Origin of the sequence: Microbacterium sp. NPDC019599 (genome assembly GCF_040632175.1) — a bacterium.
Taxonomy (GTDB): domain Bacteria; phylum Actinomycetota; class Actinomycetes; order Actinomycetales; family Microbacteriaceae; genus Microbacterium.
The window spans coordinates 33,277-56,448 of the sequence record NZ_JBEYBL010000013.1 but is presented as its reverse complement, the minus strand read 5'-3'; the positions used below and the strand labels follow the sequence as shown (position 1 = coordinate 56,448).

24 protein-coding genes are annotated in these 23,172 nt (G+C 71.8%); 9 read left to right on the top strand and 15 right to left on the bottom strand.

The window, feature by feature from the left end; all coding sequences use genetic code 11:
- Positions 1-7: 7 nt before the first annotated feature.
- Positions 8-925 carry a TIGR01777 family oxidoreductase gene (locus ABZ477_RS18075; protein WP_360136144.1) on the top strand — a complete coding sequence of 306 codons (918 nt, stop codon included), beginning with the start codon at positions 8-10 and terminating at the stop codon, positions 923-925.
- A 29-nt stretch (positions 926-954) separates the two neighbouring features.
- On the opposite strand, the gene ABZ477_RS18070 is transcribed toward ABZ477_RS18075, so the two are convergent.
- From ABZ477_RS18070 to ABZ477_RS18060, 3 genes are read right to left on the bottom strand one after another with little or no spacing between them, the layout of a single operon-like run.
- A complete protein-coding gene (locus tag ABZ477_RS18070; RefSeq protein WP_360136028.1) occupies positions 955-1,407 on the bottom strand; it encodes a tetratricopeptide repeat protein in 453 nt (150 codons plus the stop codon).
- Complete coding sequence (gene dapB, locus ABZ477_RS18065) at positions 1,404-2,216, bottom strand: 4-hydroxy-tetrahydrodipicolinate reductase (RefSeq protein WP_360136026.1); 813 nt, start codon at positions 2,214-2,216, stop codon at positions 1,404-1,406. The genes ABZ477_RS18070 and dapB overlap by 4 nt, the downstream gene beginning before the upstream one ends.
- Before the next feature lie 41 nt (positions 2,217-2,257).
- Positions 2,258-3,037, bottom strand: a complete 780-nt coding sequence (locus tag ABZ477_RS18060) for a DUF2510 domain-containing protein (RefSeq protein ID WP_360136024.1) — start codon at positions 3,035-3,037, stop codon at positions 2,258-2,260.
- Positions 3,038-3,145: 108 nt separating this feature from the next.
- Between ABZ477_RS18060 and ABZ477_RS18055 the strand changes: the two genes are divergently transcribed.
- Positions 3,146-3,634, top strand: a complete 489-nt coding sequence (locus ABZ477_RS18055) for a GNAT family N-acetyltransferase (protein WP_360136022.1) — start codon at positions 3,146-3,148, stop codon at positions 3,632-3,634.
- A 15-nt stretch (positions 3,635-3,649) separates the two neighbouring features.
- On the opposite strand, the gene ABZ477_RS18050 is transcribed toward ABZ477_RS18055, so the two are convergent.
- From ABZ477_RS18050 to ABZ477_RS18020, 7 genes are all read right to left on the bottom strand, one after another.
- Positions 3,650-4,609, bottom strand: coding sequence for an NADP-dependent oxidoreductase (locus ABZ477_RS18050; RefSeq protein ID WP_360136020.1), 960 nt, complete (start codon positions 4,607-4,609; stop codon positions 3,650-3,652).
- Positions 4,610-4,671: 62 nt separating this feature from the next.
- Positions 4,672-5,274: a histidine phosphatase family protein gene (locus ABZ477_RS18045; protein WP_360136018.1), complete on the bottom strand. Its 603-nt coding sequence runs from the start codon at positions 5,272-5,274 to the stop codon at positions 4,672-4,674.
- Positions 5,275-5,371: 97 nt separating this feature from the next.
- Complete coding sequence (locus ABZ477_RS18040) at positions 5,372-6,412, bottom strand: aldo/keto reductase (protein WP_360136016.1); 1,041 nt, start codon at positions 6,410-6,412, stop codon at positions 5,372-5,374.
- Between the two features lie 288 nt (positions 6,413-6,700).
- Entirely contained in the window at positions 6,701-8,980 is a 2,280-nt protein-coding gene (locus tag ABZ477_RS18035) for a polyribonucleotide nucleotidyltransferase (protein WP_360136014.1), read from the bottom strand.
- 19 nt (positions 8,981-8,999) lie between these two features.
- Positions 9,000-9,179 (bottom strand): hypothetical protein, encoded by a 180-nt coding sequence (locus ABZ477_RS18030; RefSeq protein WP_360136012.1) that lies wholly within the window; start codon positions 9,177-9,179, stop codon positions 9,000-9,002.
- Positions 9,180-9,227: 48 nt separating this feature from the next.
- Positions 9,228-10,997 carry a hypothetical protein gene (locus tag ABZ477_RS18025; protein ID WP_360136010.1) on the bottom strand — a complete coding sequence of 590 codons (1,770 nt, stop codon included), beginning with the start codon at positions 10,995-10,997 and terminating at the stop codon, positions 9,228-9,230.
- Positions 10,984-12,093, bottom strand: coding sequence for a hypothetical protein (locus tag ABZ477_RS18020; protein ID WP_360136008.1), 1,110 nt, complete (start codon positions 12,091-12,093; stop codon positions 10,984-10,986). Before ABZ477_RS18020 ends, ABZ477_RS18025 begins: the two co-directional genes overlap by 14 nt.
- 189 nt (positions 12,094-12,282) lie before the next feature.
- On the opposite strand from ABZ477_RS18020, the gene ABZ477_RS18015 reads away from it, so the two are divergent.
- The 3 genes from ABZ477_RS18015 to ABZ477_RS18005 are packed head-to-tail and all read left to right on the top strand — an operon-like array spanning position 12,283 to position 12,844.
- On the top strand, positions 12,283-12,465 hold the full coding sequence (locus ABZ477_RS18015) for a DUF5302 domain-containing protein (RefSeq protein WP_360136006.1): 183 nt from the start codon (positions 12,283-12,285) through the stop codon (positions 12,463-12,465).
- Between the two features lie 14 nt (positions 12,466-12,479).
- Positions 12,480-12,638 carry a hypothetical protein gene (locus ABZ477_RS18010; protein WP_360136005.1) on the top strand — a complete coding sequence of 53 codons (159 nt, stop codon included), beginning with the start codon at positions 12,480-12,482 and terminating at the stop codon, positions 12,636-12,638.
- Positions 12,639-12,664: 26 nt separating this feature from the next.
- Positions 12,665-12,844, top strand: a complete 180-nt coding sequence (locus ABZ477_RS18005; protein WP_360136003.1) for a hypothetical protein — start codon at positions 12,665-12,667, stop codon at positions 12,842-12,844.
- An 88-nt stretch (positions 12,845-12,932) separates the two neighbouring features.
- On the opposite strand, the gene ABZ477_RS18000 is transcribed toward ABZ477_RS18005, so the two are convergent.
- Positions 12,933-14,381, bottom strand: a complete 1,449-nt coding sequence (locus ABZ477_RS18000) for a cation:dicarboxylase symporter family transporter (RefSeq protein ID WP_360136001.1) — start codon at positions 14,379-14,381, stop codon at positions 12,933-12,935.
- A gap of 174 nt (positions 14,382-14,555) precedes the next feature.
- Here ABZ477_RS18000 and ABZ477_RS17995 point away from each other — a divergent pair, with 174 nt between their 5' ends.
- Both ABZ477_RS17995 and ABZ477_RS17990 read left to right on the top strand, forming a co-directional pair.
- A complete protein-coding gene (locus tag ABZ477_RS17995) occupies positions 14,556-15,815 on the top strand; it encodes an ATP-binding protein (RefSeq protein WP_360135999.1) in 1,260 nt (419 codons plus the stop codon).
- Positions 15,812-16,495 carry a response regulator gene (locus tag ABZ477_RS17990; protein ID WP_360135997.1) on the top strand — a complete coding sequence of 228 codons (684 nt, stop codon included), beginning with the start codon at positions 15,812-15,814 and terminating at the stop codon, positions 16,493-16,495. The genes ABZ477_RS17995 and ABZ477_RS17990 overlap by 4 nt, the downstream gene beginning before the upstream one ends.
- Positions 16,496-16,500: 5 nt before the next feature.
- On the opposite strand, the gene ABZ477_RS17985 is transcribed toward ABZ477_RS17990, so the two are convergent.
- Positions 16,501-18,477 (bottom strand): glycosyltransferase, encoded by a 1,977-nt coding sequence (locus ABZ477_RS17985; RefSeq protein WP_360135995.1) that lies wholly within the window; start codon positions 18,475-18,477, stop codon positions 16,501-16,503.
- 139 nt (positions 18,478-18,616) lie between these two features.
- Here ABZ477_RS17985 and ABZ477_RS17980 point away from each other — a divergent pair, with 139 nt between their 5' ends.
- Both ABZ477_RS17980 and ABZ477_RS17975 read left to right on the top strand, forming a co-directional pair.
- A complete protein-coding gene (locus ABZ477_RS17980) occupies positions 18,617-19,216 on the top strand; it encodes a VTT domain-containing protein (RefSeq protein ID WP_360135993.1) in 600 nt (199 codons plus the stop codon).
- A gap of 119 nt (positions 19,217-19,335) precedes the next feature.
- A complete protein-coding gene (locus ABZ477_RS17975) occupies positions 19,336-20,148 on the top strand; it encodes a DNA/RNA non-specific endonuclease (RefSeq protein WP_360135991.1) in 813 nt (270 codons plus the stop codon).
- 3 nt (positions 20,149-20,151) lie between these two features.
- Here the strand turns inward: ABZ477_RS17975 and ABZ477_RS17970 are convergent, their stop codons facing one another.
- The 3 genes from ABZ477_RS17970 to ABZ477_RS17960 form a co-directional block, all read right to left on the bottom strand.
- A complete protein-coding gene (locus ABZ477_RS17970; protein WP_360135989.1) occupies positions 20,152-20,796 on the bottom strand; it encodes an FMN reductase in 645 nt (214 codons plus the stop codon).
- A 1-nt stretch (position 20,797) separates the two neighbouring features.
- Complete coding sequence (locus ABZ477_RS17965; protein ID WP_360136142.1) at positions 20,798-21,997, bottom strand: LLM class flavin-dependent oxidoreductase; 1,200 nt, start codon at positions 21,995-21,997, stop codon at positions 20,798-20,800.
- A 198-nt stretch (positions 21,998-22,195) separates the two neighbouring features.
- The gene (locus tag ABZ477_RS17960; RefSeq protein WP_360135987.1) at positions 22,196-23,077 is read right to left on the bottom strand and encodes an alpha/beta hydrolase; all 882 of its coding nucleotides are present in this window, start codon (positions 23,075-23,077) and stop codon (positions 22,196-22,198) included.
- Positions 23,078-23,172: the final 95 nt, after the last annotated feature.

Here is a 23,172-nt window from a genome sequence, read left to right as displayed (position 1 = left end):
CGAGCGGATGCTGCGCCGCGTCGTCATCGCAGGAGCTTCGGGGCTCATCGGCTCGGCGCTCGCGGAGAGCCTGCGCGCCGACGGCGTCGCGGTGACGACCCTCGTCCGGCGACCCGCGGAGCGGCCGGACGAAGTCCAGTGGCTCCCCGGCCCGCTCGATCCTGCTGTGCTCGACGGCGCCGATGCGGTCGTGGGGCTCAACGGCGCGAGCATCGGCCGCTTCCCGTGGACGCCGGCGTACAAGCACACGCTGGTGTGGTCGCGGATCACCCCGACGCAGGTGCTGGCCCGCGCGATCCGCGAGCTGGGGACGGATGCCCCGGCCTTCCTCTCGGCGTCGGCGGTCGGTTACTACGGCTCAGCGCCGCACCGCGTGCTCACCGAGGCATCGCCGCGGGGCGACTCCTTCCTCGCCGATCTGTGCGGGGAGTGGGAGGGCGCCGCGCAGGCCGCGGGCCCGCACGCACGGGTCGCCCTCCTGCGCACGGCGCCGATCGTGCACGCGGACGGGGTCCTGGGGCCGTTGCTCATGCTCACGAGGCTCGGCCTGAGCGGACCGATCGGGCGCGGCACGCAGTCCTGGCCGTGGATCTCGCTGGACGACGAGATCGCGGCGATCCGCCACGTCCTCGCGCGCGACATCGACGGACCCGTCAATCTGACGGGTCCGACTCCCGCGACGGCGAACGACCTCGGCTTCGCCCTCGCGGTGCGCATGAACAGGCCGTATCTGCTCCGCGCGCCGGAGTGGGGCATCCGGCTGGCGCTCGGCCCCGATGCGACGGACGCGCTCCTGACCTCGGACGCCCGGGTTCGACCGGCCGTCCTGCAGGAGTCCGGATTCGTGTTCGCGCACGAGACGGTGGAAGAGGCGGTCGCGGCGGCGGTTCCGGCCGGCAAGCCGGCGACGCTCGTCATCGGCTGACGCCTGCGCGCCGCGCGGAGCGGCGGAGGCTAAGCCCGTCGGCGTTCGGCGGACTCGAGCGCCACGGCCTTGCGCACGGCCTCGCGTGCACGACGCCGGTCGCCTGCCGCGTCGTAGGCCAGACCCAGGCGATACCAAGCCCGCCAATCCTCGGGATGCGCCTGCACGTCCTCGCGGTACGCGGGGAAGACAGCATCCCCGTCCTCGCGGAGCACGCGACCGCTCGGCCTGACCGAGACCTCGTCGGCGGGGAGGCCGCCTTCTGCTTCGAGCCTGCGGCCGACCCGCTCCGCCCTTATCCCGAACCACAGCTCGCGCCCCAGCGCCCACGCCGCGATGACGGGGATGACGAAGAGGGCGACGCCCATCGCGATGCCGATCGGCTCACCACTGGTGAGCAGGAGCCATCCGCGCTGCCCGACGAGCACGATGTACAGCGCGAGGAGCACCGCCATGACGGCGACGCCGATGCGTGCGCTCACGCGCTCGTGGCCCGCGCGACCTGACCGGGCACGCCGCCCTCGTCGACGGGGCTGTCGTCGCCGGCGCCGGGGAGTCGCAGACCGATGTCGAGGAAGCTGTCCAGGCCCACGACGACGCCCTTCGCGTCCCGCGCGGCCGCGAGAGCGACGCGGATGCCCGGCGCGTAGGCGAGTGCCGGCTCGATCGTGTCGTGCACGATCGTGAGCGACTCCCCCGGCCCGGACAGGATCGTCTCCTGCCGCGCGACGACGCCGGGACGCCGCAGCGAATGGATCGGCACGCTCGCGACCTGCTGGCCGCGCGCCCGCTGGTCCACGTGCGGGGCATCGACGGGACCGACCGCCGACCGGGCCGCCGCGATGAGCTCGGCCGTGCGCACGGCGGTGCCGCTCGGCGAATCGATCTTCGTCTCACGGTGCGTCTCGACGATCTCGATGGACGGGAAGAAGGATGCTGCCGCCGCGGCGAGCGCCGTACCGACGACGGAGCCGAGCGAGAAGTTCGGGATGAAGACCGCGCCCGTGCCGGCGGCCTGCACGAGGGGACGGACGAGGGCGATCCGCTCGGCCGACCAGCCCGACGTGCCCACCAGCACGTTGATGCCCCGCTCGATGGCGGCGCGGACGACATCGATGGAGACGGCGGGGGTCGAGGCGTCCACGACGAGGTCGGCGCCGTCGAGCTCGGACAGCGACGAGCGCGACGAGAGGGTAGCGACGAGCTCGAAGCCGGGCTCGGCCTCCACCACGTCGCGGATGATCCCGCCGAGCTTGCCGGTGCCGCCCACGAGGGCCACGCGCGTCGTCATGCGCTCCAGCCTAGACGGGCGCTGTCACGGCCCCACGCGGGTCAGCTCGTGAACACCAGCTGCCGGAACGACTCCGGCGTCCACGTCGACCCGTTCTCGACCGCGACGCCGTCCCGCGCGCAGTAGTAGGCGCTCCGCAGACGCCAGTACCGTCTGTCCCACTCGCGCTGGCGGGCGGCGTACGCGGGGGCCGTGACGGCTTTCACGATGAAGGCGACGACCAGGCCGACGAGCCAGGTCCACAGGAGCGAGAGGCCCCCGACCACGAAGACCGTCATGATCGTCAGGAAGGCCGTCGTTCCGTCGGCCACCCCGGCCTGAGCCACGAAGACGGGTCCGAACAGGATGCCCATCAGCAGCGCCAGTCCGAGCCAGATCGGGATGAGCCATGCGCGCTTCCAGAAGCGGGGCCGCCTGGGCGGCTGAAACCGTTCCGCAAGCTGCGAGCGCCCCTCGGTGATGATCGTCCTCGACATCGTCACCGGCACGGATTGCGTCACGAGCGAGCCGGTCCCCGAGGGTACTTCGGCATAGCCTGTGGAGCGACCCGTCGTCCGGGACGTCCACGTGCCCTCGTCGAGCAGCGAGCCGACCGTGCGCAGCATGTCGTTGCGACCGCACAGGGGACACACGACGACAGAGGGCGCCGCAGCGAGATCCGTTGCCGCAGCAGCCGAGACGGCCGCTGCCGGGGGCGGACCGGAGACATTCGACGGCGGATGCCGATCGCTCGTCCACGCCGCACCGTCCCAGTACCGGCGCCAGCCGGTCTCATGGGGATCGTCGTACCAACCGGCCGGGGGCAGTGATGGCGAGCTCACGAGCCCCTCCTCTCGGGACGGAGGGATTGCACTGAGCGAAAGCCTCGACCCGTCGCGGAGTCGTGTCAAGAACGCCGACGATCGACCGCAGCCTCGTAGGCTCGATGCATGGTCGAACTCCGCCCGATCTCGGTCGACGAGCCGGTGGCGCACGAGCTCCTCGCCGAGTACTTCGCGCTGCGCGCCGATACGTTCCCGGGCAACGCCTACACGACGGTCTTCCCCGCTGTGGAGACCTTCACGGCGCCGGTCGGGGTCTTCGTCGTGCTGTACGACGACGTGGGGCGCGCGGTCGGCTGCGGCGGCATCCGGCGGGTGCCGGACGGCGAGTCCGGCATCCGGTACGAGGTCAAGCACCTCTACCTGCGACCCGAGACGCGGGGGCGCGGCTGGGGCCGGCTGATCCTGGACGACCTCGAGCGCAGGGCACGGGAATGGGATGCCGCGGAGCTCGTGCTCGACACGCACCACACGCTCGAGGCCGCGGGCGGCCTGTACGCGAGCGCGGGCTTCCGCGAGATCGAGCCGTACAACGACAACCCCAACGCGACCCGCTGGTACGCGCTGCGCCTCACGGACACCGACGACTCCCCCTGATCCCGCCGTGCGTCGCTAGGGAATGAGCGCGACCTTTCCGCCGGGGTGCCCGCCCCGCACGAACTCGAGGGCGGCGATCGCCTCCTCCAGAGGATAGGTCCGGGCCATCGGGACGACGAGGGCGCCCTCACCCGCGAGCCTCACGAGCTCCCCGCGCACCTCGTCTCGGAACCTCTTGCTGTCGGGCATCGCTCCCCCGATGATCGCGAACCCGTCCGCCTTCGCGCGCGGCCCCGCCACGATCGTGACGATGCGCGAGCGGTCGGAGACCAGCTCGAGGGAGACGTCGACGGCTTCGTCGGTGCCGACGCAGTCGAGCGCCGCATCGACGCCGTCCGGCGCGAGGGCGCGCACGCCGTCGGCGAGGCCGGCGCCGTACGCGACGGGGGTCGCGCCGAATCGCTCGACGACCTCGAAGCTCTCCGGGCTCGCCGTGCCGATCGCCCGCGCCCCGAGCCGGCGCGCCTGCTGCAGGACGCTTACGCCGACTGCTCCGGATGCCGCGTGCACCAGAATCGTCTCCCCCGCGGCGACCCGCGTGACGTGAAGCATCTCGGCGGCGGTCGACCCGGCGAGCAGGAGGTTCGCCGCCTCGGGGAACGAGAGCTCCGCCGGCTTCGCGTAGACGTCGCGCGCGGGAACGGTCAGCTCACTCGCGTATCCGCCCGCCACCCGGAAGGCGAGGACCTCGTCGCCGACGGCCGTCGCGCCCGAGGCGATCGGAGTCTGGCCGTCGCCGTCGAGCGAGGGGCCGAGCGCCGTCACGACGCCGGCGATCTCGTAGCCGATCGGGATGGGCAGCTGCTCGGCGCCCGGCGCGCGGGGGCTGCGGATGTGCTTGTAGTCGGCGGGATTGACGCCGGCCGCGCGCACGGCGATCGTCACCTCGCCCGGACCCGGTACGGGCGGGTCGTACTCGACGAGGCGGAGGACGTCGAGGTCGCCGAAGTCCGTTGCGATCCAGTGCGTGGCCATGCGTCCATCCTGGCCCGCTCGCGCGCCGTGAGGGCCGCGCGCAGACGCCGGATCACGCCCCGTCAGAAGTGGTAGGGCTCGGGCAGGCCCGTCCGAAGCTCGACAGGCAGGTGCGCGAGATCGTTGTGGGACACGAGCGTCCATGGACGACCCTGCTTCTGCGCGAGCACCGTGAGCCCGCAGTGGGCCTGGTTGAGCGTCATCCAGCGCCACTCGGGAGCCTGCAGCACCTCGCGCACGAACCACCCGATGACGAAGTTGTGCGTGATGAGCAGCTCGTGGACGTCGCCCGGCTTGCGGACGAGGAACTCCCCCACCGCATCGGCCATCTGCGCACGCCCGGCCTCGATCTCGGCGTCCGTCACGCCTCCGAAGAAGGGCTCGAACGCGGCGGGGGTCTCGGGCGTCATGCCGGTCGGGATGCAGTCGAACAGCAGCGCCGTGGGCTCCGGTGACACCGATGGGAGTCGCTGTGCGACGGCGCGGGCCGTCTGCGCGGCGCGCTCGAGGGGCGAGTGCCACACCGCGTTCAGGGGCAGTCCCGACAGCCGATCCGCGATGAGCGCAGCCTGGCGCCGTCCCCGCGGAGACAGCGGGCCGTCGACCAGGCCGTGCTCGGCATCCTGATGCTCGCCATGCCGCACCAGGTACAGGTAGTGCGTCACGGCAGCTCGCTTCGTCGAGGGGTTGAGGTGCCTGCGGGCACCCATCCACCCTACGACAACCGGGGCACGCGACCCCGCGCCGGCCAGGCTCGGCGGGTCACTCCGCGGCGCGGGCGATCTCGGCCAGGTGGGAACGGCTCAGCCGCACCCCGACGCCCTGGACGAGCTCTTCGACATGCTGCGGCGCGAAGGCGTTGATGATCGGCGCCGTGACGAGCTTCTGCGCGAGCAGCCAGGCGACGGCGACCGCGGCATCGGGCACCCCGAGCTCGGCCCCGACGGAGTCGAGCGCACGGAGCGTGCGCGTTCCGCGCCGGTTGAGGTTCGCTGCGAGCTGAGCCCCGCGGACCGAGAGGCTGCCGCGCATGCGCGCGCGGTGCCGGCCCGCGAGGAAGCCGTGCTCGAGCGCGTGCGACGGGGTCACGGCCATGCCCTGCGCACCCGCGACGAGCCTCAGGTCGGCATCGAACTCGTGCCGCCTCAGCACGTTGAAGGGCACGTCGAGCACCGTGATGCGCGGGAAGCCCGCCGACGCGAAGATGCGCGCCTCGACGAGCTGCGCCGCCGTGTATCCGATCGCGCCGATCGCGCGCGCCTTGCCGGTGTCGACGAGCCACTCGGCCGTCGCGAGGGTGTCCTCGAGCGCCGTCCGGGTGTCGGTCGTGGCATCGAGGTAGAGCACGTCGATGCGATCGGTGCCCAGTCGAGTGAGCGACGCCTCGGCGGCGCGGACGAGGTTGACGGGGCCGAGTCCCGGGTTGTCGGGGTGTCCGCCGACGCGCACCGCGAGCACGACCTCGTCGCGCAGCCCTCGAGACGAGAGCCACTGCCCGATGATGTGCTCGCTGCGGCCGCCCGCGAAGCTGTCGGCCGTGTGGACGGCGTTGCCGCCGCGCTCGACATAGGCGTCGAGGATGTCGTGGCTCGACTCGAGATCGACGTTCCAGCCGAACTCGGCGCCGCCGAGGATGAGCGGGAAGACGGCGGGACCGCCCTCCCCGAGCGGGAGGCGCACGAGGCTTCCGACGGGTGCGCCCTGGACGGGGATCGGCGCCGACGGGTGGGCGTGCGAGACGGGAGCGGGGCCCGTCCCGGCGCGTGCCGAAGAGACGGTTGAGCCAACGCCAAAGAGAGCCATGTGCCACCCCCTCACGACGACTCCACGGGTGGACGTCTTCGTGATCACCTTCTCCGCACCCCCCGGCGCGGTACTCAAAGGGTAGGTCAGACCGCCGACACTTCCGGACGCTATGACGGCCTGCCGGTGAAATTTCGATAACGCTTTCATCACGACTCGGCGCGGGAGCGCTCCCGGGTCCCCCAAACGGCGGACATGGCGGCGCAGACGGCGGATGCCCGCCCCCTCGCGAGGAGGGAACGGGCATCCGGACAGCCGTGGGCGACAGCATCCGTCGCCCTCGAGGGGTCAGCCTTCGGCGGGAGCCTCCGGGCCCTCGCTCGCGGCGGCGCGACCTTCCTGGTCGGCGGCCTCCTCGAGCACGGGCTCGAGCGAGAGCTTGCCGCGGTCGTCGATCTTGGTGATGCGGACCAGCAGCTTCTGGCCGACCGAGAGGACGTCCTCGACGTTCTCGACGCGCTTGCCGCCGGCGAGCTTGCGGACCTCGCTGACGTGCAGCAGGCCGTCCTTGCCGGGCAGGAGCGAGATGAACGCGCCGAACGTCGCGATCTTGACGACCGTTCCGAGGAACTGCTCGCCGACCTCCGGGTTGGTGGGGTTGGCGATCGCATTGACCTGGGCGCGGGCGGCCTCGGCCGACGGGCCGTCGACGGCGCCGATGTAGACGGTGCCGTCCTCCTCGATGGAGATGTCGGCGCCGGTCTCGTCCTGGATCGCGTTGATCGTCTTGCCCTTGGGTCCGATGAGCTCGCCGATCTTGTCGACCGGGATCTGCACGCTGATGACGCGCGGAGCCGTCGGCGCCATCTCGTCCGGACCGTCGATCGCGGCGTTCAGGACGCCGAGGATCGTGATGCGGGCGTCGTGGGCCTGCTGCAGCGCGGCCGTGAGCACCGACGACGGGATGCCGTCGAGCTTCGTGTCGAGCTGGATCGCCGTGACGAACTCGCTCGTGCCGGCGACCTTGAAGTCCATGTCCCCGAGGGCGTCCTCGGCGCCGAGGATGTCGGTCAGCGCGGCGTAGCGCGTCTGGCCGTCGACCTCGTCGGACACGAGGCCCATCGCGATGCCCGCGACGGGGGCGCGCAGCGGCACACCGGCGTTGAGGAGCGAGAGGGTCGAGGCGCACACCGAGCCCATCGACGTCGAGCCGTTGGAGCCGAGGGCCTCGGACACCTGGCGGATCGCGTACGGGAACTCCTCGCGGCCAGGCAACACCGGGACGAGGGCGCGCTCGGCGAGGAAGCCGTGCCCGATCTCGCGACGCTTGGGGCTGCCGACGCGACCGGTCTCACCGGTCGAGTAAGGCGGGAAGTTGTAGTGGTGCAGGTAGCGCTTGTGGGTGACGGGCGACAGCGAGTCGATCTGCTGCTCCATCTTGAGCATGTTGAGCGTCGTGACACCGAGGATCTGCGTCTCGCCGCGCTGGAAGATCGCCGAGCCGTGGACGCGCGGGATGACCTGCACCTCCGCGTCGAGAGGACGGATGTCGGCCAGGCCGCGGCCGTCGATGCGGACGCCCTCGGTGAGGATGCGGCCGCGGACGATCTTCTTCGTGACCGACTTGTAGGCGGCGCCGAACTCGAGGGTCGCGACGGCGGGAAGCTCACCCGCCTCGACGGCGGCCGTGAGCTCGCCCTTGACGCGGTCCTTGACGGCGTCGTCGGCGTTCTGGCGGTCCTGCTTGTCGGCGATCTGGTAGACGCCGACGAGCTCGTCGTAGGCGCGGCCGGCGACGAAGTCGTAGGTCTCCTGGCTGTAGGGCAGGAAGACGGGGTACGACTGGACCTCCTTCGCGGCGGTCGTCGCGACGGCGTTCTGCGCGCGGACGAGCTCCTTGATGAAGGGCTTCGAGGCCTCGAGGCCCTGCGCCACGACCTCTTCGCTCGGCTTGGTCGCGCCGGCCTTGATCAGGTTCCAGCTGCCCTCGGTCGCCTCGGCCTCGACCATCATGATCGCGACGTCGCCGTCCTCGAGCACCCGGCCCGCGACGGTGAGGTCGAAGACGGCCTCTTCGAGCTGCTTGACGTTCGGGAACGCGATCCACTGGTCGGCGTGCTCGCCGTGGCCCGGGATGAGCGCGAGACGGACACCCGCGATGGGGCCGGAGAACGGCAGACCCGAGATCTGCGTCGAGAGCGAGGCCGCGTTGATCGCGAGCGCGTCGTAGAACTCGCCGGGCGCGATCGAGAGGACCGTCACGACGATCTGGACCTCGTTGCGCAGGCCCTCGACGAACGAAGGGCGCAGCGGGCGGTCGATGAGACGGCAGACGAGGATCGCCTCGGTCGAGGGGCGGCCCTCGCGACGGAAGAACGAGCCGGGGATCTTGCCGGCGGCGTACGAGCGCTCCTCGACGTCGACGGTCAGCGGGAAGAAGTCGAAGCCTTCGCGGGGCTGCTTGCTCGCGCTCGTCGCCGAGAGGAGCATCGTCTCCTCGTCGAGGTACGCGGCGACGGCGCCCTGCGCCTGCTGGGCGAGGCGTCCGGTCTCGAACCGGATCGTGCGGGTGCCGAAGCGTCCGTTGTCGAGGACGGCTTCGGCGGCGGTGATTTCAGGACCTTCCAAGAGGTCACTCCTTCTTTGTTTAGGCTCGCGCGCGCGTATCGCGCACGAGCTTGATGCGAAGGAGCAGGAACAGGCAGTTATGGGCGCGCGGGAATGCCGCGAGGTCCGCCTGCGCTGGCCACCAGTCGAAGATCACCCGGCGCGTCGCGCGTCGGGGAACCCACCACAGGGGACCAGCTTCCTGCCGGGCCTGCTCCATGAGCTCAGTGTTGAGTTGAGCGGATGCCGCAAGGCAACCTCCAAGAGCCTACCAGTCGGGCCCGGAAGCGCCCTGGTCGGGACTTTCGCGGCCGGCCCGCAGCACGAGTGCCGTCATGACGGGCACCGCGAGCATGAGCGTCGCGAGGCTCACCGTCAGCGACTCCCGTCCGGGTGCGACCGTCGAGAGCATCGTCCCGGCGAGGGCGAACAGCACGGAGAAGGTCGCGCCGGAGACGACGGCCGTGTGCCGGACCCGGTCGGCCGCGACCGGGGGCAGGAACAGCAGCAGGACGGCGGCGAGCAGTGCGATCGCCACGAACACCTGCACGGGGCCGGTGAGGAAGGCCGGGAGGAGATCCACGGCGTGCAGCACGACCACGGGGTACACCGCGAGGCGCACGAGGGCCCGACGGGGGATGTCGAGGAGAAGGCCGCACCACTGCGCGGCCACGATCCCGGCGACGATCAGGAGGATCGCCAACGCGATGGGAGCCGGGCTCGCCCACCACGCGGGACCTCCCGGCCACAGGACATCGATCGTCGGGGCCGCCGTCCCGGCGAGGAGGTACGGCACCGACACGATCGCCGCCGCGCGCGCGGTCGTGCCGCGCCAGCGCGGGACGACGAGGAAGATCACGAGCGCCGCGGCCGTGCCGAACCAGACGAAGCTGAAGCAGTTGAAGGGGCCGCACTCGACCCACCCGTCGAGGATCGGCGCCGGCACGCCGAAGAGCGTCTCGATCATGCTGGTCGCGCTGTCCGCCGCCTGGATGAGGGACGGGTACGCGAACCCGACCACGAGGATGCCGATGAGCGCCCCGAAGCCGCGATCGACGAGCGGCCGGCGCTCGGAGCGCAGCGTGAGGGAGACGATCGCCGCCGCGAGGATCAGCGTCATGGGCCAGGACGCGGGCGTGCGCAGCGCCCAGAGGTCGTACGGGTCCGCGAACAGCGACTTGGCGGCCGTCAGCCTCAGGACGATCACGGCGCCGGCCACCGCGACCGCGACGGTGACCCAGCGCAGACTCACGCCGGCGGCGAGGACCCGCCGGCTGCCGTCGACGCGGCCGCGGGCCGCGGTCGCGAACCCGTAGAAGGCCGCGAGCGTCGCGACCTCGACGCCGAGCGCTGCCACCACCTTCCAGAGCGGTTCGGCGCCCGCCTCGGTCTCGCCCGCCGTGCCGATCGCGGCGATCAGCCAGGGCACGGCACAGAGGACGGATGCCGCGGCGACGAGCACTCCCCGCCCGAAGCGGCGACGCGCCGTCATGACGGTGGCCACGGCGGCACCCGCGAGGGCGCACGCGAGCGAGGTCGCGACGAACCACGGCACCTCCGCCGCGAGCCCGACGACGATCGGGAGAGCGGAGGATGCTGCGACCGCGACGGGGAGCCAGACCGCCCCCCAAGGGAAGCGCCCGTCGCTTCGAGCGGACGCCGCAACCGTCGACAGGACGCCCACCGCAGTGAGGATCGCGATCCCGCTGTACAGGAGGATCCGCACCCACGCGGCAGGAGTTCCGTCGGCCGCGACGGGATCGAACGGAAGCGTCGCCGCCCACGCCATCGCGGCGCACGCACACCACGCGGCGATGACGGCGATCCTGGGGGCGGGCGGGATCCGGCCGGGCCGGGCGCGCCGCGATCGCAGGAGGAGCTGCGCCCCGAACTCCTCGAGCCGCGACGGCTCGGATGCCGCAGCCGGGGCCTGCGCTTGCGCGGTCGACGGTGTCGCCCCGAGGACATCCGCCGTCGGTGCCGCGGCCGGCCCGACGGCCTCCTCCGGGCCGTCCGCTACAGCTTCAGCAGAGCCCACTGACGGACCCGGCCGCGGCGAGCGCGCGCTCCAGCGCCGCGCTCGACCCGGCCGCGTCGCCGTTCGCGAGCATCTCGAGCGCGTCGGAGAGATCGGCAGCCGCGGTCTGGGCGAAGCCCAGGTCGCTGCGGCAGGTGTCGAGTCCCGCGAGGAGGGCCGCGTTGTCGGTCGCCAGCGCGTCGCGCTCGACGGTAACGGCATCACGCGCCGTGGCGGCCGTGTCGCGCTCGGTGAGCGCGGCGTCGCGCTCGATCTTCAGAGCTTCGATCTCAGCGCGGAGAGCCTCGTTCTCGGCCTGCAGCGCGACATCCGCATTCTCGAGCGCCGCGTCCCGCTCCGCGATCGCGGCATCGCGCTCTGCGATCGCGGCATCGCGCTCTGCGATCGCGGCATCGCGCTGGGCCCATGCATCCTTCAACTGACTCTCGGCGAGGGCGCCGATCCGATTGGCGAGGTCGACGAGCAGGGTGACGGCCTCGCGAAGCGTGGCGTTCTGATTCCACAGCGAAGTGTTCTCCGCGTCCAGCTGCACGACGGCGTCGTACAGCGCGACGTTGTAGCCCCGCAGCTGAGTGTTCTCCGCATCCAGAAGCAGCACGGCGTCGATGAGGTTGCCGTTCTTCTCCGCCGCGTCGTCCAGTTCGGCCTGCGCCGCAGCGAGCACTCGGTCCGTCTCCACCACGAGCGCCTGCGCCTCGACGAGCACGACCTGAGCCGCGTCGAACAGCTCGTCGTACGCGTCCCACCCGCGGTCGGCCTCGGCGATGGCGGCATCCCGCTCGTCGATCGCCAGCAGCAGGTTCTTCCGATAGTCGTCACGCACGGCGATCGTCTCGTCGAGCTGCTTCTGCTGCTCCGCGAGGGTCGCTTCGTTCTGCTCAGACACCCGGTTGCTCTCGGCGATGACGTCGGACGTCTCCTGCTGAGCCTCCTCGGCGTCCGCGAGCGCGGCATCCGCCTCCTTCTGCGCCGCGACGACCCGCGGCTCAAAGGTGGCTGTTGCGGCAGCGGCACCGAGGTTCCCGCCGACCATCGCTCCGACCACCAGTGCGATCGCTCCAGTCGCGATCACTCCCACCCACGCGCGCGCGGCCATGAGATCTCCCTCGGGCAGACGCACGCAGTGCCCCCAGGTGCGTCATCGGGACCGGCGCACCGCCGGTTGCGCGGATCGTACACCCGAGCGACGGTGCGGCGGAAGCGGTCGCCCGGGTCCGGTTCGCACTCGTCGGCGGATGCGCCAGGGGGTGGCGGGTCCCATGGCGGCGTGCCTAGGGTGAGAGCCATGAGCGCCGACGACAAGCCGACGAGTACGACGTCAGAAGACATGAAGCGGAAGTTCAAGGAGGCCCTCGACAAGAAGAACGCGCAGCAGCGCGCCGGCGAAGCGCACCTCGACACGGATTCGGCGATCCACGGGACGCACGGCGCCATGACCAAGCGAGAGTTCCGCCGAAAGAGCGGCTGACGGAAGGAGAGCCCATGTTCGGTCGCAAGCACCACCCCAAGGAGGAGGAGCCCGCGGTCCCGGCCAAGGACGCCGTCGAGGAGAACGCGGACCTCGCCGCGTGGGAGGAGATCGAGATCCAGCGAAGGCTCCAGCTCGAGGTCCAGTCCTTCGAAGGCGGCATCGAGGGCTGAGCCCTCGCCCAGGCGAGGGAGCAGGCATGAGCGACTTCCGCGAGCGCATCCCCGACGACGATCGGGAGGTTCCGCTCGACGACGAGGACGATCTGGAGCTGCCGCCCGCGACGCTCGACCCGCTCGAGTCGATAGAGGACGACACCGACGACCTCACCGACGAAGAGCGGGCCGCCGCGATCGAGGCGGGCGAGATCGAGCCCTGACGGCCTGAGCGGCCGGGGAGCCGGCACGCGCACGGCAGACGAGACTGGGGCCGCCCGGGATCGGGCGGCCCCAGCGTCGAGCCGGCCGTCAGCGAGTCAGGGACGCCTCTCGTGCCCGAGCACGCTCCTCCTTCGCCGCAGCCTCGGCGATGGCTGCCTCTTCGAGCCCCCGCGTGCCGACGGCGTCGCGGGCCGGCGACATCCCGTCGTGGTCGCCCATCATCGTGGTCTCGTCGAACGGCAGCGCGCCCTTGAGGACACGTCGGGCGCGGTCCGCGTCGAACTCCTTCGTCCACGTGCCGATCAGCACGGTCGCGACGGCGTTGCCCGTGAAGTTCGTCACAGCGCGCCCCTCCGACATGAACCGGTCGATGCCGACGATGACGCCCACGCCGTTGACCAGGTCCGGACGGTAGGCCTGCAGCCCGCCCGCGAGGGTCGCCAGGCCCGCACCGGTCACGCCGGCGGCGCCCTTCGACGCGATGATCATGAAGACGAGCAGTCCGATCTGCTCGGGGATCGACATGGGGGCGCCCATGCCCGAGGCGATGAACAGCGACGCCATCGTGAGGTAGATCGCCGTCCCGTCGAGGTTGAACGAGTAGCCGGTGGGCACCGTGATGCCCACGACGGGCTTGGAGACCCCGAGGTGCTCCATCTTGGCGATGAGGCGCGGCAGTGCCGACTCCGACGACGAGGTGCCGACGATCAGGAGGTACTCGCGGGCGAGGTACTTGATCAGCGAGAAGATGTTGATCCGCGTCACGGCGAACAGCAGCGTGCCGAGGATCCCGACGATGAACATGAAGCACGTCACGTAGAACGCGAACATGAGCAGGCCGAGACTCCAGATGGCCGCGACGCCCGTCGCGCCGACGACCGCCGCGATCGCGCCGAAGGCGCCGATCGGGGCGAGCCAGAGGATCATGCCGAGGATGCGGAACACGAGGGACTGCAGGTGCTTGACGGCCGACATGATGGGCGCGCCCTTCTCACCCATGCCCTGCAGGGCGAAGCCGACCAGCAGTGCGATGAAGAGCACCTGGAGTACGTTCTCGCCCGTGAACGCGGCGAAGAACGTCGGCGGGATGATGCCGAGGATGAACTCCTCCGTCGTCTTGGCCTCGGCGGTCGCCTCGTACGTCGCGTTGGCCATGTTCAGGCCCTCGCCGGGGTGGATGATGTTCCCCACGACGAGCCCGATCGCCAGCGCGAAGGTCGACATGACCATGAAGTACAGCAGCGCGAGACCACCGATCCTGCCGACGGTCGCGGCCTTCGCGATGGAGCCGACGCCGACGACGATCGTGCAGAAGATGATGGGCGCGATCATCATCTTGATGAGGGCCACGAAGGCGGTCCCGAGGGGCTTGAGCGCGACGCCCGCCTCGGGCCAGAGGAGGCCGACGGTCGCGCCGAGGACGACCGCCACGATCACCGAGAGGTAGAGCCACGTGTGCTTGTCCCACGCGTGCTTGCCCCTGCGCCAGTTGTAGCCGGGGAGCCGGAATGAAGTGGTCCGGGTCGAAAGAGCCATCGTCGCCTCCTTGGAGAGATCCGCCGTCGGATGCCGCCGTTGTGGCGGTGAGGCCAGAGTGCGCGCCTTCCGCCCCGCCGCCGAGTTGTGGTCGTATTGGTCGCGGCCGGCTCGGCGCCGGCGGGGCCCGGGTGTGGTCGTATTGATCCCGACGGGCTCGGAGGGAGCGACGCGATGGCGGGTCGGCGAGGTGCGGCGAGCGCTGCGTCGCGTGTCTTCCTCGTGCTGCTCACGGCCGTCGTCGCGGTGGGCGCGGTCGTCGCGCTGGTCCTCGTCTTCGAGGCGCAGCGGGCCGTGCGGGCCGAGGCGGAGCGCGTGACGCAAGCGCTCGCCGAGGCGATCGCGGGGACGGATGCTGTGAGCCAGGCGCTCCCCGACGGCGACGCGTCCGCCCGCCTGCAGCCGTACGCCGAGAGGGTCATGGACGAGACGGGCGTCGACTTCATCACGATCATGACGCCGGACGGCATCCGTGTGACGCATCGTGACCGCGACGAGATCGGCAAGCACTACCTCGGCACGATCCCCACCGAGCCGGAGGCGCTCACGGAGGAGTTCGCGGGGACGCTCGGACCGTCGGTGCGCACGATCGTCCCTGTCGCGGCGGACGGCCGCCTCGTGGGCTGGGTGTCGGTCGGTGTGACGGTCGACTCCATCGCATCGACGCTCGTCCGCCGGCTGCCCGTCGCGATCGCCATCGCGCTCGCCGTCGTCGCGGCGGGCTTCGTCGGAGCCCTCATGGCGGGGCGCATCACCAAGCGCGTGACGGGCGATCTGCCCGCCGGGAGCGTGCGAGACGCCGTCTCGTCGTACGAGTCGGTGCGGACGCTCGGCGAGGCGCTGCGCGCACAGACCCACGAGCACGGCAACCGCATGCACACCGCCGTCGCCCTCCTCGAACTCGGCCGGACGGATGAGGCGATCGAGATCCTGACCGAGACCTCCCGGCAGAGCCAGGCCCTCGTCGACCAGGTGACGGCGCGGCGCGACGGCGATCCCACCGTCGGCGCGCTGCTGCTCGGCAAGGCCGCACAGGCGCGCGAGCGCGGGATCGAATGGCTCGTCGCCGTCGACCCCGCAGCTCCTCGGAGCACGCTCGTGCCCGTCGACGCCGTATCGGTCGTGGGGAACCTCATCGACAACGCACTGGATGCCGCGGCCTCGGGCGACGAGCCGCGCTGGGTCCGGGTCGAGCTGTCGCCGGCGCCAGGCGGCGCGCTCCTCATCGTCGTCGCGGACAGCGGTGCGGGTATCCCGGACGAGATCGCGGAGCGCGTGTGGCAGCACGGCTTCTCGACGAAGCCCGCGGATGCCGAGGGCCGCGGTGTCGGGCTCGCCCTCGTGAAGTCGATCGTCGAGGACGCCGGCGGCTCGATCGAGGCGTCAGCATCCCCCACCGCCTTCCGAGTCGTGCTGCCCGGGAGGCGCGCGTGATCAACGTCCTGCTCGTCGACGACGACGCCCTCACCCTCGAGCTGCACCGGTCGTACCTCGCCCGGATCGACGGGTTCTGCGTCGTCGGTGAGTGCACCGGCGCGCGGGCGGCCGTGACCGCGATCCTGGATCAGCCGCCGCGCGAGGGGATCGACCTCGTGCTGCTGGACGTCACGATGCCCGACGGCACGGGCCTGGACGTCCTGCGGCACGTCCGGGCGCGCGGCGACGACGTCGACGTCATCGCCGTCAGCGGAGTGCGCGATGCCGAGGCGGTGCGCCAGATGGCGTCGCTCGGGGTCGCGCAGTACCTCGTGAAGCCGTTCACGTTCGCGGTCTTCCGCGAGCGCCTCGAGCAGTACCGGGCCTTCCGGCAACGGGCGCAGGACGCCTCGGGTGAGGCGACGCAGGCCGAGATCGACGCGCTGCTGGGTGCGATGCGGACGGCGGCGCCCGTCCCGCTCCCCAAGGGCCTGTCGGCCGAGAGCCTCGAGCGGGTGAGCGCGGATGTCCGCACGAACGGACCGGTCTCGGCCAGCGAGGCCGCCGAACGGCTCGGGATGTCGAGGGTCGCGGCGCGCCGCTACCTCGAGCACCTCGCCGAGGCGGGACGAGTCGAGCGCTCGCCGCGCTACGGCTCGCCGGGCCGGCCCGAGTCGGAGTACCGCTGGCGGGGCTGAGTCTCTCAGCGCGCTTCGGCCCCGACTCGGGTGATCCCGCGGCCGGGGAGCTCGATGTAGCCGTCGTGCTTCGCGTGGCGCCCGTCGCCGGCCGTGCGCCCGCGCAGCCGCCGCCACACCCACGGGAGCGCGTCGCGCGCGAGCCAGGATGACGCGGGCTCGACGCCGTCGTCGGCGTGCAGTGCCGCGTCGAGGTCGGCGAGCGTCTCGGCATCCCGCACCCCCAGCGCCTCGGCCGCGCGATACGCGAGGAACCGGTGCCCGCCCGAGCGGAGATGCACCTTGTCGGCGGCCCACATCGACAGGTCGCCGATCGCGGGCTGCGCCTCGAGGTCGACGAGGATCGCGCCGGTCTCGCGCGCGATCCGCCGCAGTTCGCTGTTGAACACCGCGAACCGCCGGGCGAAGATCATCGCCGCGCGCCGGCGCGGCAGGAAGGGCGTCACGAGGAGCACGTCGGCACCCGTCGCGCGCAGCGCGCGGACCGTGCCGGCGAGCTCTGCCGCCAGCGCGACGGGCGCCGCGCGCCGCGACGCGAGGTCGTTCGCACCCATGAGGATCGAGACCAGGTCCGGCCGGAGTGCGAGCGCCTGGGGCAGCTGCTCCGTCGTGAGGTGTCGGACGCGGCGGCTGCGCACCGCGAGGTTGGCGTAGCGGAACATCGTCGTGCCCGCGCGCTCGGAGGCGAGGAGCTGCGCGAGGCGGTCCGCCCAGCCGCGGTACTCGCCCGCCGGCATGCGAGACGTGTCGCCGAGCCCCTCCGTGAGCGAATCGCCGAGTGCGACGAAGCGGGTCCAGCGCCGGCGCGGCGCCTCCTCGACGGGCGGCGGCGCCGACGGCCGTGTCGCGCCACGCGCCAAGAGGGCGTCGTCGATGGGTCGCAGCATCCGCGCCTCGCCGTAGTGGTCGATCAGCTGGCGCGAGAGGGCCTCCCACGTGCGGTCGCGCACGGACTCGCGCGCGGCGCGGCCGAACGCGGCGCGCTTCGTCGCGTCGCCCGCGAGGTCGGCGACGCGCGCCCGCAGGTCGGCGAGGTCACCCGGGCGGTACAGCCACCCGTCGATGCTGCTGCGCACGAGGTCGACGGGCCCGCCGACGCCCGTCGCGACGACGGGGACGCCGCTCGCGAGCGCCTCCTGGATGGTCTGGCCGAAGGTCTCGCTCTCGCCCGGGTGCACGAACACGTCGAAGCCCGCGACCGCTTCGGCGAGCGCGTCGCCGGAGAGGTGTCCCGTGAAGACGGCGTCCGGCAGCATCCTCCCGAGGACCTCGCGCGAAGGCCCGTCACCCACGACGACGAGGCGGATGCCGGGGATCCCTGCGAGGGCGCCCAGGTCCGCGACCTGCTTCTCCGGGGCGAGCCGGCCGACGTAGCCGACGATGACCTCGCCGCCGGCGACGGCGCGGCGCCAGGACTCCGTCCGACGCTCGGGCGCGAACCGCTCGGCGTCGACGCCTCTCGCCCAGCGGCGGAGGCGATCCACGCCGAGGGCTTCGAGCTGGCGCTGGGAGGCCGACGACGGGACGAGCGTGAGCGTCGCGCGCCTGTGCAGCCGCATGACGTGCGCCGCCACGGCGGACGTCGCGCGCGGCATCCCGTACTTCTCCGCGTACGCGATGACATCGGTCTGATAGACCGCGACGGACGGGAGGCGCAGGGTGTCGGCCGCCGCGATGCCCTGCCAGCCGAGCACGAAGGGCGACGCGAGGTGCACGACGTCGGGGCGGAAGTCGCGCAGGATCGCGGTGAGTCTCGCAGCACGGGCGAAGACGACCCGGACCTCGGGGTACGACGGGAGCGGGACCGAGCGCAGCAGCTCGGCGCGTGCCCCGTGCAGCTCGGCCTCGGTGTCGCCGGCGCGCGGGGCGATGACGAGGGTCTCATGCCCCTCGCGTGCGAAGTGCCGCAGGAGCTGGAGGATCGACCCCGTGACACCGTTCATGTGCGGGAGGAAGGATTCTGCGAGGATCGCGACTCTCACGCCTCCAGGGTGACGGCCTGAGCGAGGACGGATGCCGCGAACCGGCCTGCCGCGCGCAGAGTTCACCGGATGCACCGCGCAGCGTCACCTGTCGTCCGTCGTTCCGTGGCCGTTCACCGGCGGATGGCACCCTGGGCGCGTGACGGACGACTGGCTCACGGCGCTCGCCGCGGATCCGCTCGCGCTGCCGCTGCTGTTCGCCCTCGTGCTGGGCGACGCGTTCCTCGTCGTCGTGCCGGGCGAGGCCGCCGTGACGGCCTTCGGCGCGCTCGCCGTCTCGACGGGGGCGCCGCCGCTTCCCGCGGTGGTCGCGGTGGCGGCGGTCGCGGCCGCCCTGGGCGATGCCTCGTGCTACCTCGTCGGCCGCGTCGTCGGGCTGCATCGGTGGGGCTGGATGCGCACCCGTCGCGCACAGACGGCGTTCGCGTGGGCGCATGCGCGCCTCGACGAGCGGACCGCCCTCGTGGTCTTCACGGCGAGGTTCATCCCGTTCGCGCGGCTCGCGGTCAACCTCGTGGCCGGGGCATCCCGTCTGCCCGCGCCGCGGTACCTCGCCGTCGCGAGCTGCGCGGCGCTCGCGTGGGCCGCGTACCAGGCGCTCCTCGGAGCGGCCGTCGCAGCCATCCTGCCGGGCGGCTCGGGCGTCGCGGTCATCGTGTCGATCGTCGTGGCGGTCGGCATGGGCCTCGGGCTCGACGCGCTCATCGCGCGGACCCGCCGCCGGTCGATGGAGCGGTGACCCGGGCCGTTGCGGAGGAGTCGTCCCCGAGCGGAGGAGGGATGCTGTGCGAAACACCTCCCGTCGGGGACAACACCTCCGATCCGGGCCGCGTCGGCAGGGCACGACAGGATGGAGCCATGGCCGAGCCGAGCGAAGACTGGACCGGGTACGACGACGACTTCCTCGGCATCCCGGTGCCCCTGCCCACGACCCTGGGCGATGAGGAGGTCGTCGAGCTCGCATATCCGCGCTTCACGGTGACGCTCGAGACCGCCCGGCGGTTCGCCGTCGTGACCGGAGTCAACGTCGACGGGGCGACGCTGCACGACCTCGAGCGGCGCGGCGACTGGGATCTCGATCCGCGGGTCGCGGCATCCGATCAGGCCGGTCCCGCGGTCTACGTCGACAACGATCTCGACCGCGGCCACCTCGTCCGCCGCCGGGATCCCGGGTGGGGGACCGTCGCCGAGGCCCGCGAGGCGACGGCCGCGACGTTCTTCTACACGAACGCCGCGCCGCAGGCTGCGGGCTTCAATCAGTCGAAGGAGCTGTGGCTGGGGCTCGAGGACCACGTGCTCGCCTATGCGGACACGACGGATCAGCGGGTCTCGGTCTTCACGGCGCCGATCCTCGCGCCGGACGACCCGCCGTACCGCGGCATCCTCATCCCCCGCCGGTTCTGGAAGGTCGCCGCGTGGGCTCCCGCCGACGGCGAGCTCGCAGCCGCGGGGTTCGTGCTCGACCAGTCCGAGCTCATCGACACGGCGTCGACGCGCGCGATCTCGCCGCTCGGCGGGTTCCGCACGTTCCAGGTGCCGGTCGCCGACATCGAGCAGCTCGCGGGCGTCGACCTCGGTCCGCTCGTGGAGGCGGACGTCCTGGACACGGCGACGGCGCGCCCTGCGGCCTGGAAGCCACTGAGCGCGCCGTCGGAGGTTGTTCTGGGCTGAGCCTTACTCCCCCGCGAGCCCGCCGAGGAGGTGACCGAACGAGCGTCCCTCGCCGAGGTAGCTCGACGGGTCGAACGGGTCGACGGATGCTGCAGGCTCGCGTCGTGCGATGGCCTCGGCCAGCTCACGGGCGCCGCGCGAGATGCGCTCGCCGAGCGGGGCGACCTGGTCGCCGGACCCGCCCCAGTCGGCTGAGGCCGCGAAGACGCCGGTCGAGACCGGCTCGGCGTGCAGATAGGTGAACAGTGGCCGGATGGCGTAGTCGATCGCGAGCGAGTGACGCGGCGTGCCCGCGTTCGCCCCGATGAGCACGGGCTTGCCGGTCAGCGCATCGGGGTCGATGACGTCTATGAACGACTTGAAGAGCCCCGAGTAGCTCGTCGAGAAGATGGGCGTCACGGCGATGACGGCATCCGCCGACACGACAGCATCCACCATCGACTCGAGGGCCGGCGGAGCGAAGCCCGTGAGCAGGTTGTTCGTGATGTCGTGCGCGTAGTCGCGCAGCTCGAAGGTGTCGACCTCCGCCTCGATGCCCTGCTCGCGCAGCGACGCGAGCGTGGCCGCCGAGAGGCGGTCGGCGAGCATGCGCGTGGACGAGGGGTTCGAGAGTCCCGCCGAGACGACGGCGATGCGACGCGTGGTCATCTCACGCCTCCTTCCGGCCGAGGCCGAACGCCGCGCCGGCCGGCGCGGGGGTGTCCTGGTAGGGGCTGTCGCCCACGAGGTTGTCGCCGCGGTTCGCACCCGGGACGGCCTGGCGCGGAGCCTCGTCGCCGTACTTCGCCTTGACCAGGCCGGCGTGGGTCGGAGCGTCGGGGACGTCCGCCGGACGGTTCTTCGCGAGCTCCTTGCGCAGCACCGGGACGACCTCGCCGCCCAGGATGTCGAGCTGCTCGAGCACCGTCTTCAGCGGAAGGCCCGCGTGGTCGATGAGGAACAGCTGGCGCTGGTAGTCGCCGAAGAAGTCGCGCATGCCCGCGTAGCGGTCGATGACCTGCTGCGGTGAGCCGACCGTGAGCGGCGTCATCTCGCTGAAGTCCTCGAGGCTCGGGCCGTGGCCGTAGACGGGCGCGTTGTCGAAGTACGGGCGGAACCGGTTGACGGCATCCTGGGACTTCGCGGCCATGAAGACCTGCCCGCCGAGCCCGACGATCGCCTGCTCGGGCGTGCCGTGGCCGTAGTGCGCGTAGCGCTGGCGGTACAGCGCGATGAGGCGCTGGTAGTGCTCCTTGGGCCAGAAGATGTTGTTCGCGAAGAAGCCGTCGCCGTAGTACGCGGCCTGCTCGGCGATCTCGGGCGTCCGGATCGAGCCGTGCCACACGAACGGTGCGACGCCGTCCAGCGGGCGGGGCGTCGACGTGAAGCCCTGGAGCGGCGTGCGGAACTTGCCCTCCCAGTCCACGACGTCCTCGCGCCACAGGCGGTGCAGCAGGTTGTAGTTCTCGATCGCGAGGGGCAGGCCCTGGCGGATGTCCTGGCCGAACCACGGGTACACGGGGCCGGTGTTGCCGCGGCCGATCATGAGGTCGGCGCGACCGCCGGCGAGGTGCTGCAGCATCGCGAAGTCCTCGGCGATCTTCACCGGGTCGTTCGTCGTGATGAGCGTCGTCGCCGTCGAGAGGACGAGGCGCTCCGTCTGGGCCGCGATGTACGCGAGCGTCGTCGTGGGCGACGACGACCAGAACGGCGGGTTGTGGTGCTCACCGACGGCGTAGACGTCGAGGCCGACCTCCTCCGCGTGCTTGGCGATGGTGACGGCGGCGCGGATCTTCTCCGCCTCGCTCGGGGTGCGTCCCGTCGTCGGGTCCTCGGTGACGTCGCTCACCGAGAAGATGCCGAACTGCATTCCGGGCCACGTTGTGGTCTCGCTCACGATCTCTTCCCGCTTCCCGGATGCTTGTGGCATCCGCTTCTATGCAAATGAATGTATCTCGTGAAACGCATACCCCGCCAGGTTATTCCCGGCGCCTGCACCGAGCCTGTGCGCGCCCGCCCTGTGCCGGCGCCGCGGGCCTGCGCGCCGGTCCTAGACCCGCCCTGCGCGTCAAGCCGACGCGAACAGCGCGAGCATGTCGCGGACGAGCTGGTGCGGCGCCGTTTCGCACGGAGCGTGGCCCGTCGGGTACACCGCGATCCGCGCGCCGATGCGCGCGCCGTACGCCTCATGCTGCGCCGTCGGCCACAGGTCCTGCTCGCCGACCGCGATGAGCTTCGGGATGCTGCTCCCCGCGACCTCCGCCTCGACGGCCGGCATCGACATCATGAGTCCCACGATGTCGTCGATCGCGGGGCGCCGCGTGACGGCGAGGCGCTCGCGCACGAACGCGATGCGCTGCGGCGGAGTCCGGTTGAGGTTGTAGCGGATGCCCCACAGGATGAGGCCCGCCGCGCGGCTCGGCGGCATGTCGGAGATGGGCCCGATGTGCTTGACGCCGCGGAACACCTGTCCCGTGGCGGGCGGAGCCGACATGAGAGTGAGGCTCGCGAACAGATCGGCCCGCTCGACGAGCGCGAGCTCGGCCACGAGCCCTCCGAAGCTGTACCCCAGGACGTGCGCGGGCGCCGGACCGTCCTCGAGGATCGCGACGAGGTCGTCGACGAAGAGCCGGTGGTCGTAGTGCTCGCGGGGCGGATCGAGGTGCTCCGGTCCCGCGTCGACGGACTCCCAGTGGCCCGCGAGATCGTAGGACTCGACCTGGAAGCCCGCGGCCGCGAACAGCGGGAAGAGCAGGACGAAGTCCTCCTTCGATCCCGCGACCCCCGACACGAGCACGACCCTCGGCGCGCCCGGATCGCCGAGCCGGACACGGGCGAGCCCGCCGCTCGGCGCGGCGAAGACGTCGCGCACCGTCCCGTCCGGGAAGACGTGCCAGTCGAGGTCGGGAATCGCCTGGTCGCGCTGGAGTGCGTCGTCGATCGTCGTCATCGCGCCGACGACCCTACCGCGCCGGAACCGCGCCGAGCCGACCCTCGCCGCGGTGCTGATCACGAGAGGGTAGATGTGTGCGCTCCCCACGGCGT

Coding starts and splice junctions, on each gene's coding strand:
- ABZ477_RS18075 (WP_360136144.1), top strand. CDS start 8: ATGCTGCGCCGCGTCGTCATCGCAGGAGCTTCGGGGCTCATCGGCTCG.
- dapB (WP_360136026.1), bottom strand. CDS start 2,216: ATGACGACGCGCGTGGCCCTCGTGGGCGGCACCGGCAAGCTCGGCGGG.
- ABZ477_RS18055 (WP_360136022.1), top strand. CDS start 3,146: ATGGTCGAACTCCGCCCGATCTCGGTCGACGAGCCGGTGGCGCACGAG.
- ABZ477_RS18050 (WP_360136020.1), bottom strand. CDS start 4,609: ATGGCCACGCACTGGATCGCAACGGACTTCGGCGACCTCGACGTCCTC.
- ABZ477_RS18040 (WP_360136016.1), bottom strand. CDS start 6,412: ATGGCTCTCTTTGGCGTTGGCTCAACCGTCTCTTCGGCACGCGCCGGG.
- ABZ477_RS18030 (WP_360136012.1), bottom strand. CDS start 9,179: ATGGAGCAGGCCCGGCAGGAAGCTGGTCCCCTGTGGTGGGTTCCCCGA.
- ABZ477_RS18020 (WP_360136008.1), bottom strand. CDS start 12,093: ATGGCCGCGCGCGCGTGGGTGGGAGTGATCGCGACTGGAGCGATCGCA.
- ABZ477_RS18015 (WP_360136006.1), top strand. CDS start 12,283: ATGAGCGCCGACGACAAGCCGACGAGTACGACGTCAGAAGACATGAAG.
- ABZ477_RS18010 (WP_360136005.1), top strand. CDS start 12,480: ATGTTCGGTCGCAAGCACCACCCCAAGGAGGAGGAGCCCGCGGTCCCG.
- ABZ477_RS18005 (WP_360136003.1), top strand. CDS start 12,665: ATGAGCGACTTCCGCGAGCGCATCCCCGACGACGATCGGGAGGTTCCG.
- ABZ477_RS18000 (WP_360136001.1), bottom strand. CDS start 14,381: ATGGCTCTTTCGACCCGGACCACTTCATTCCGGCTCCCCGGCTACAAC.
- ABZ477_RS17995 (WP_360135999.1), top strand. CDS start 14,556: ATGGCGGGTCGGCGAGGTGCGGCGAGCGCTGCGTCGCGTGTCTTCCTC.
- ABZ477_RS17975 (WP_360135991.1), top strand. CDS start 19,336: ATGGCCGAGCCGAGCGAAGACTGGACCGGGTACGACGACGACTTCCTC.
- ABZ477_RS17970 (WP_360135989.1), bottom strand. CDS start 20,796: ATGACCACGCGTCGCATCGCCGTCGTCTCGGCGGGACTCTCGAACCCC.
- ABZ477_RS17965 (WP_360136142.1), bottom strand. CDS start 21,997: ATGCAGTTCGGCATCTTCTCGGTGAGCGACGTCACCGAGGACCCGACG.
- ABZ477_RS17960 (WP_360135987.1), bottom strand. CDS start 23,077: ATGACGACGATCGACGACGCACTCCAGCGCGACCAGGCGATTCCCGAC.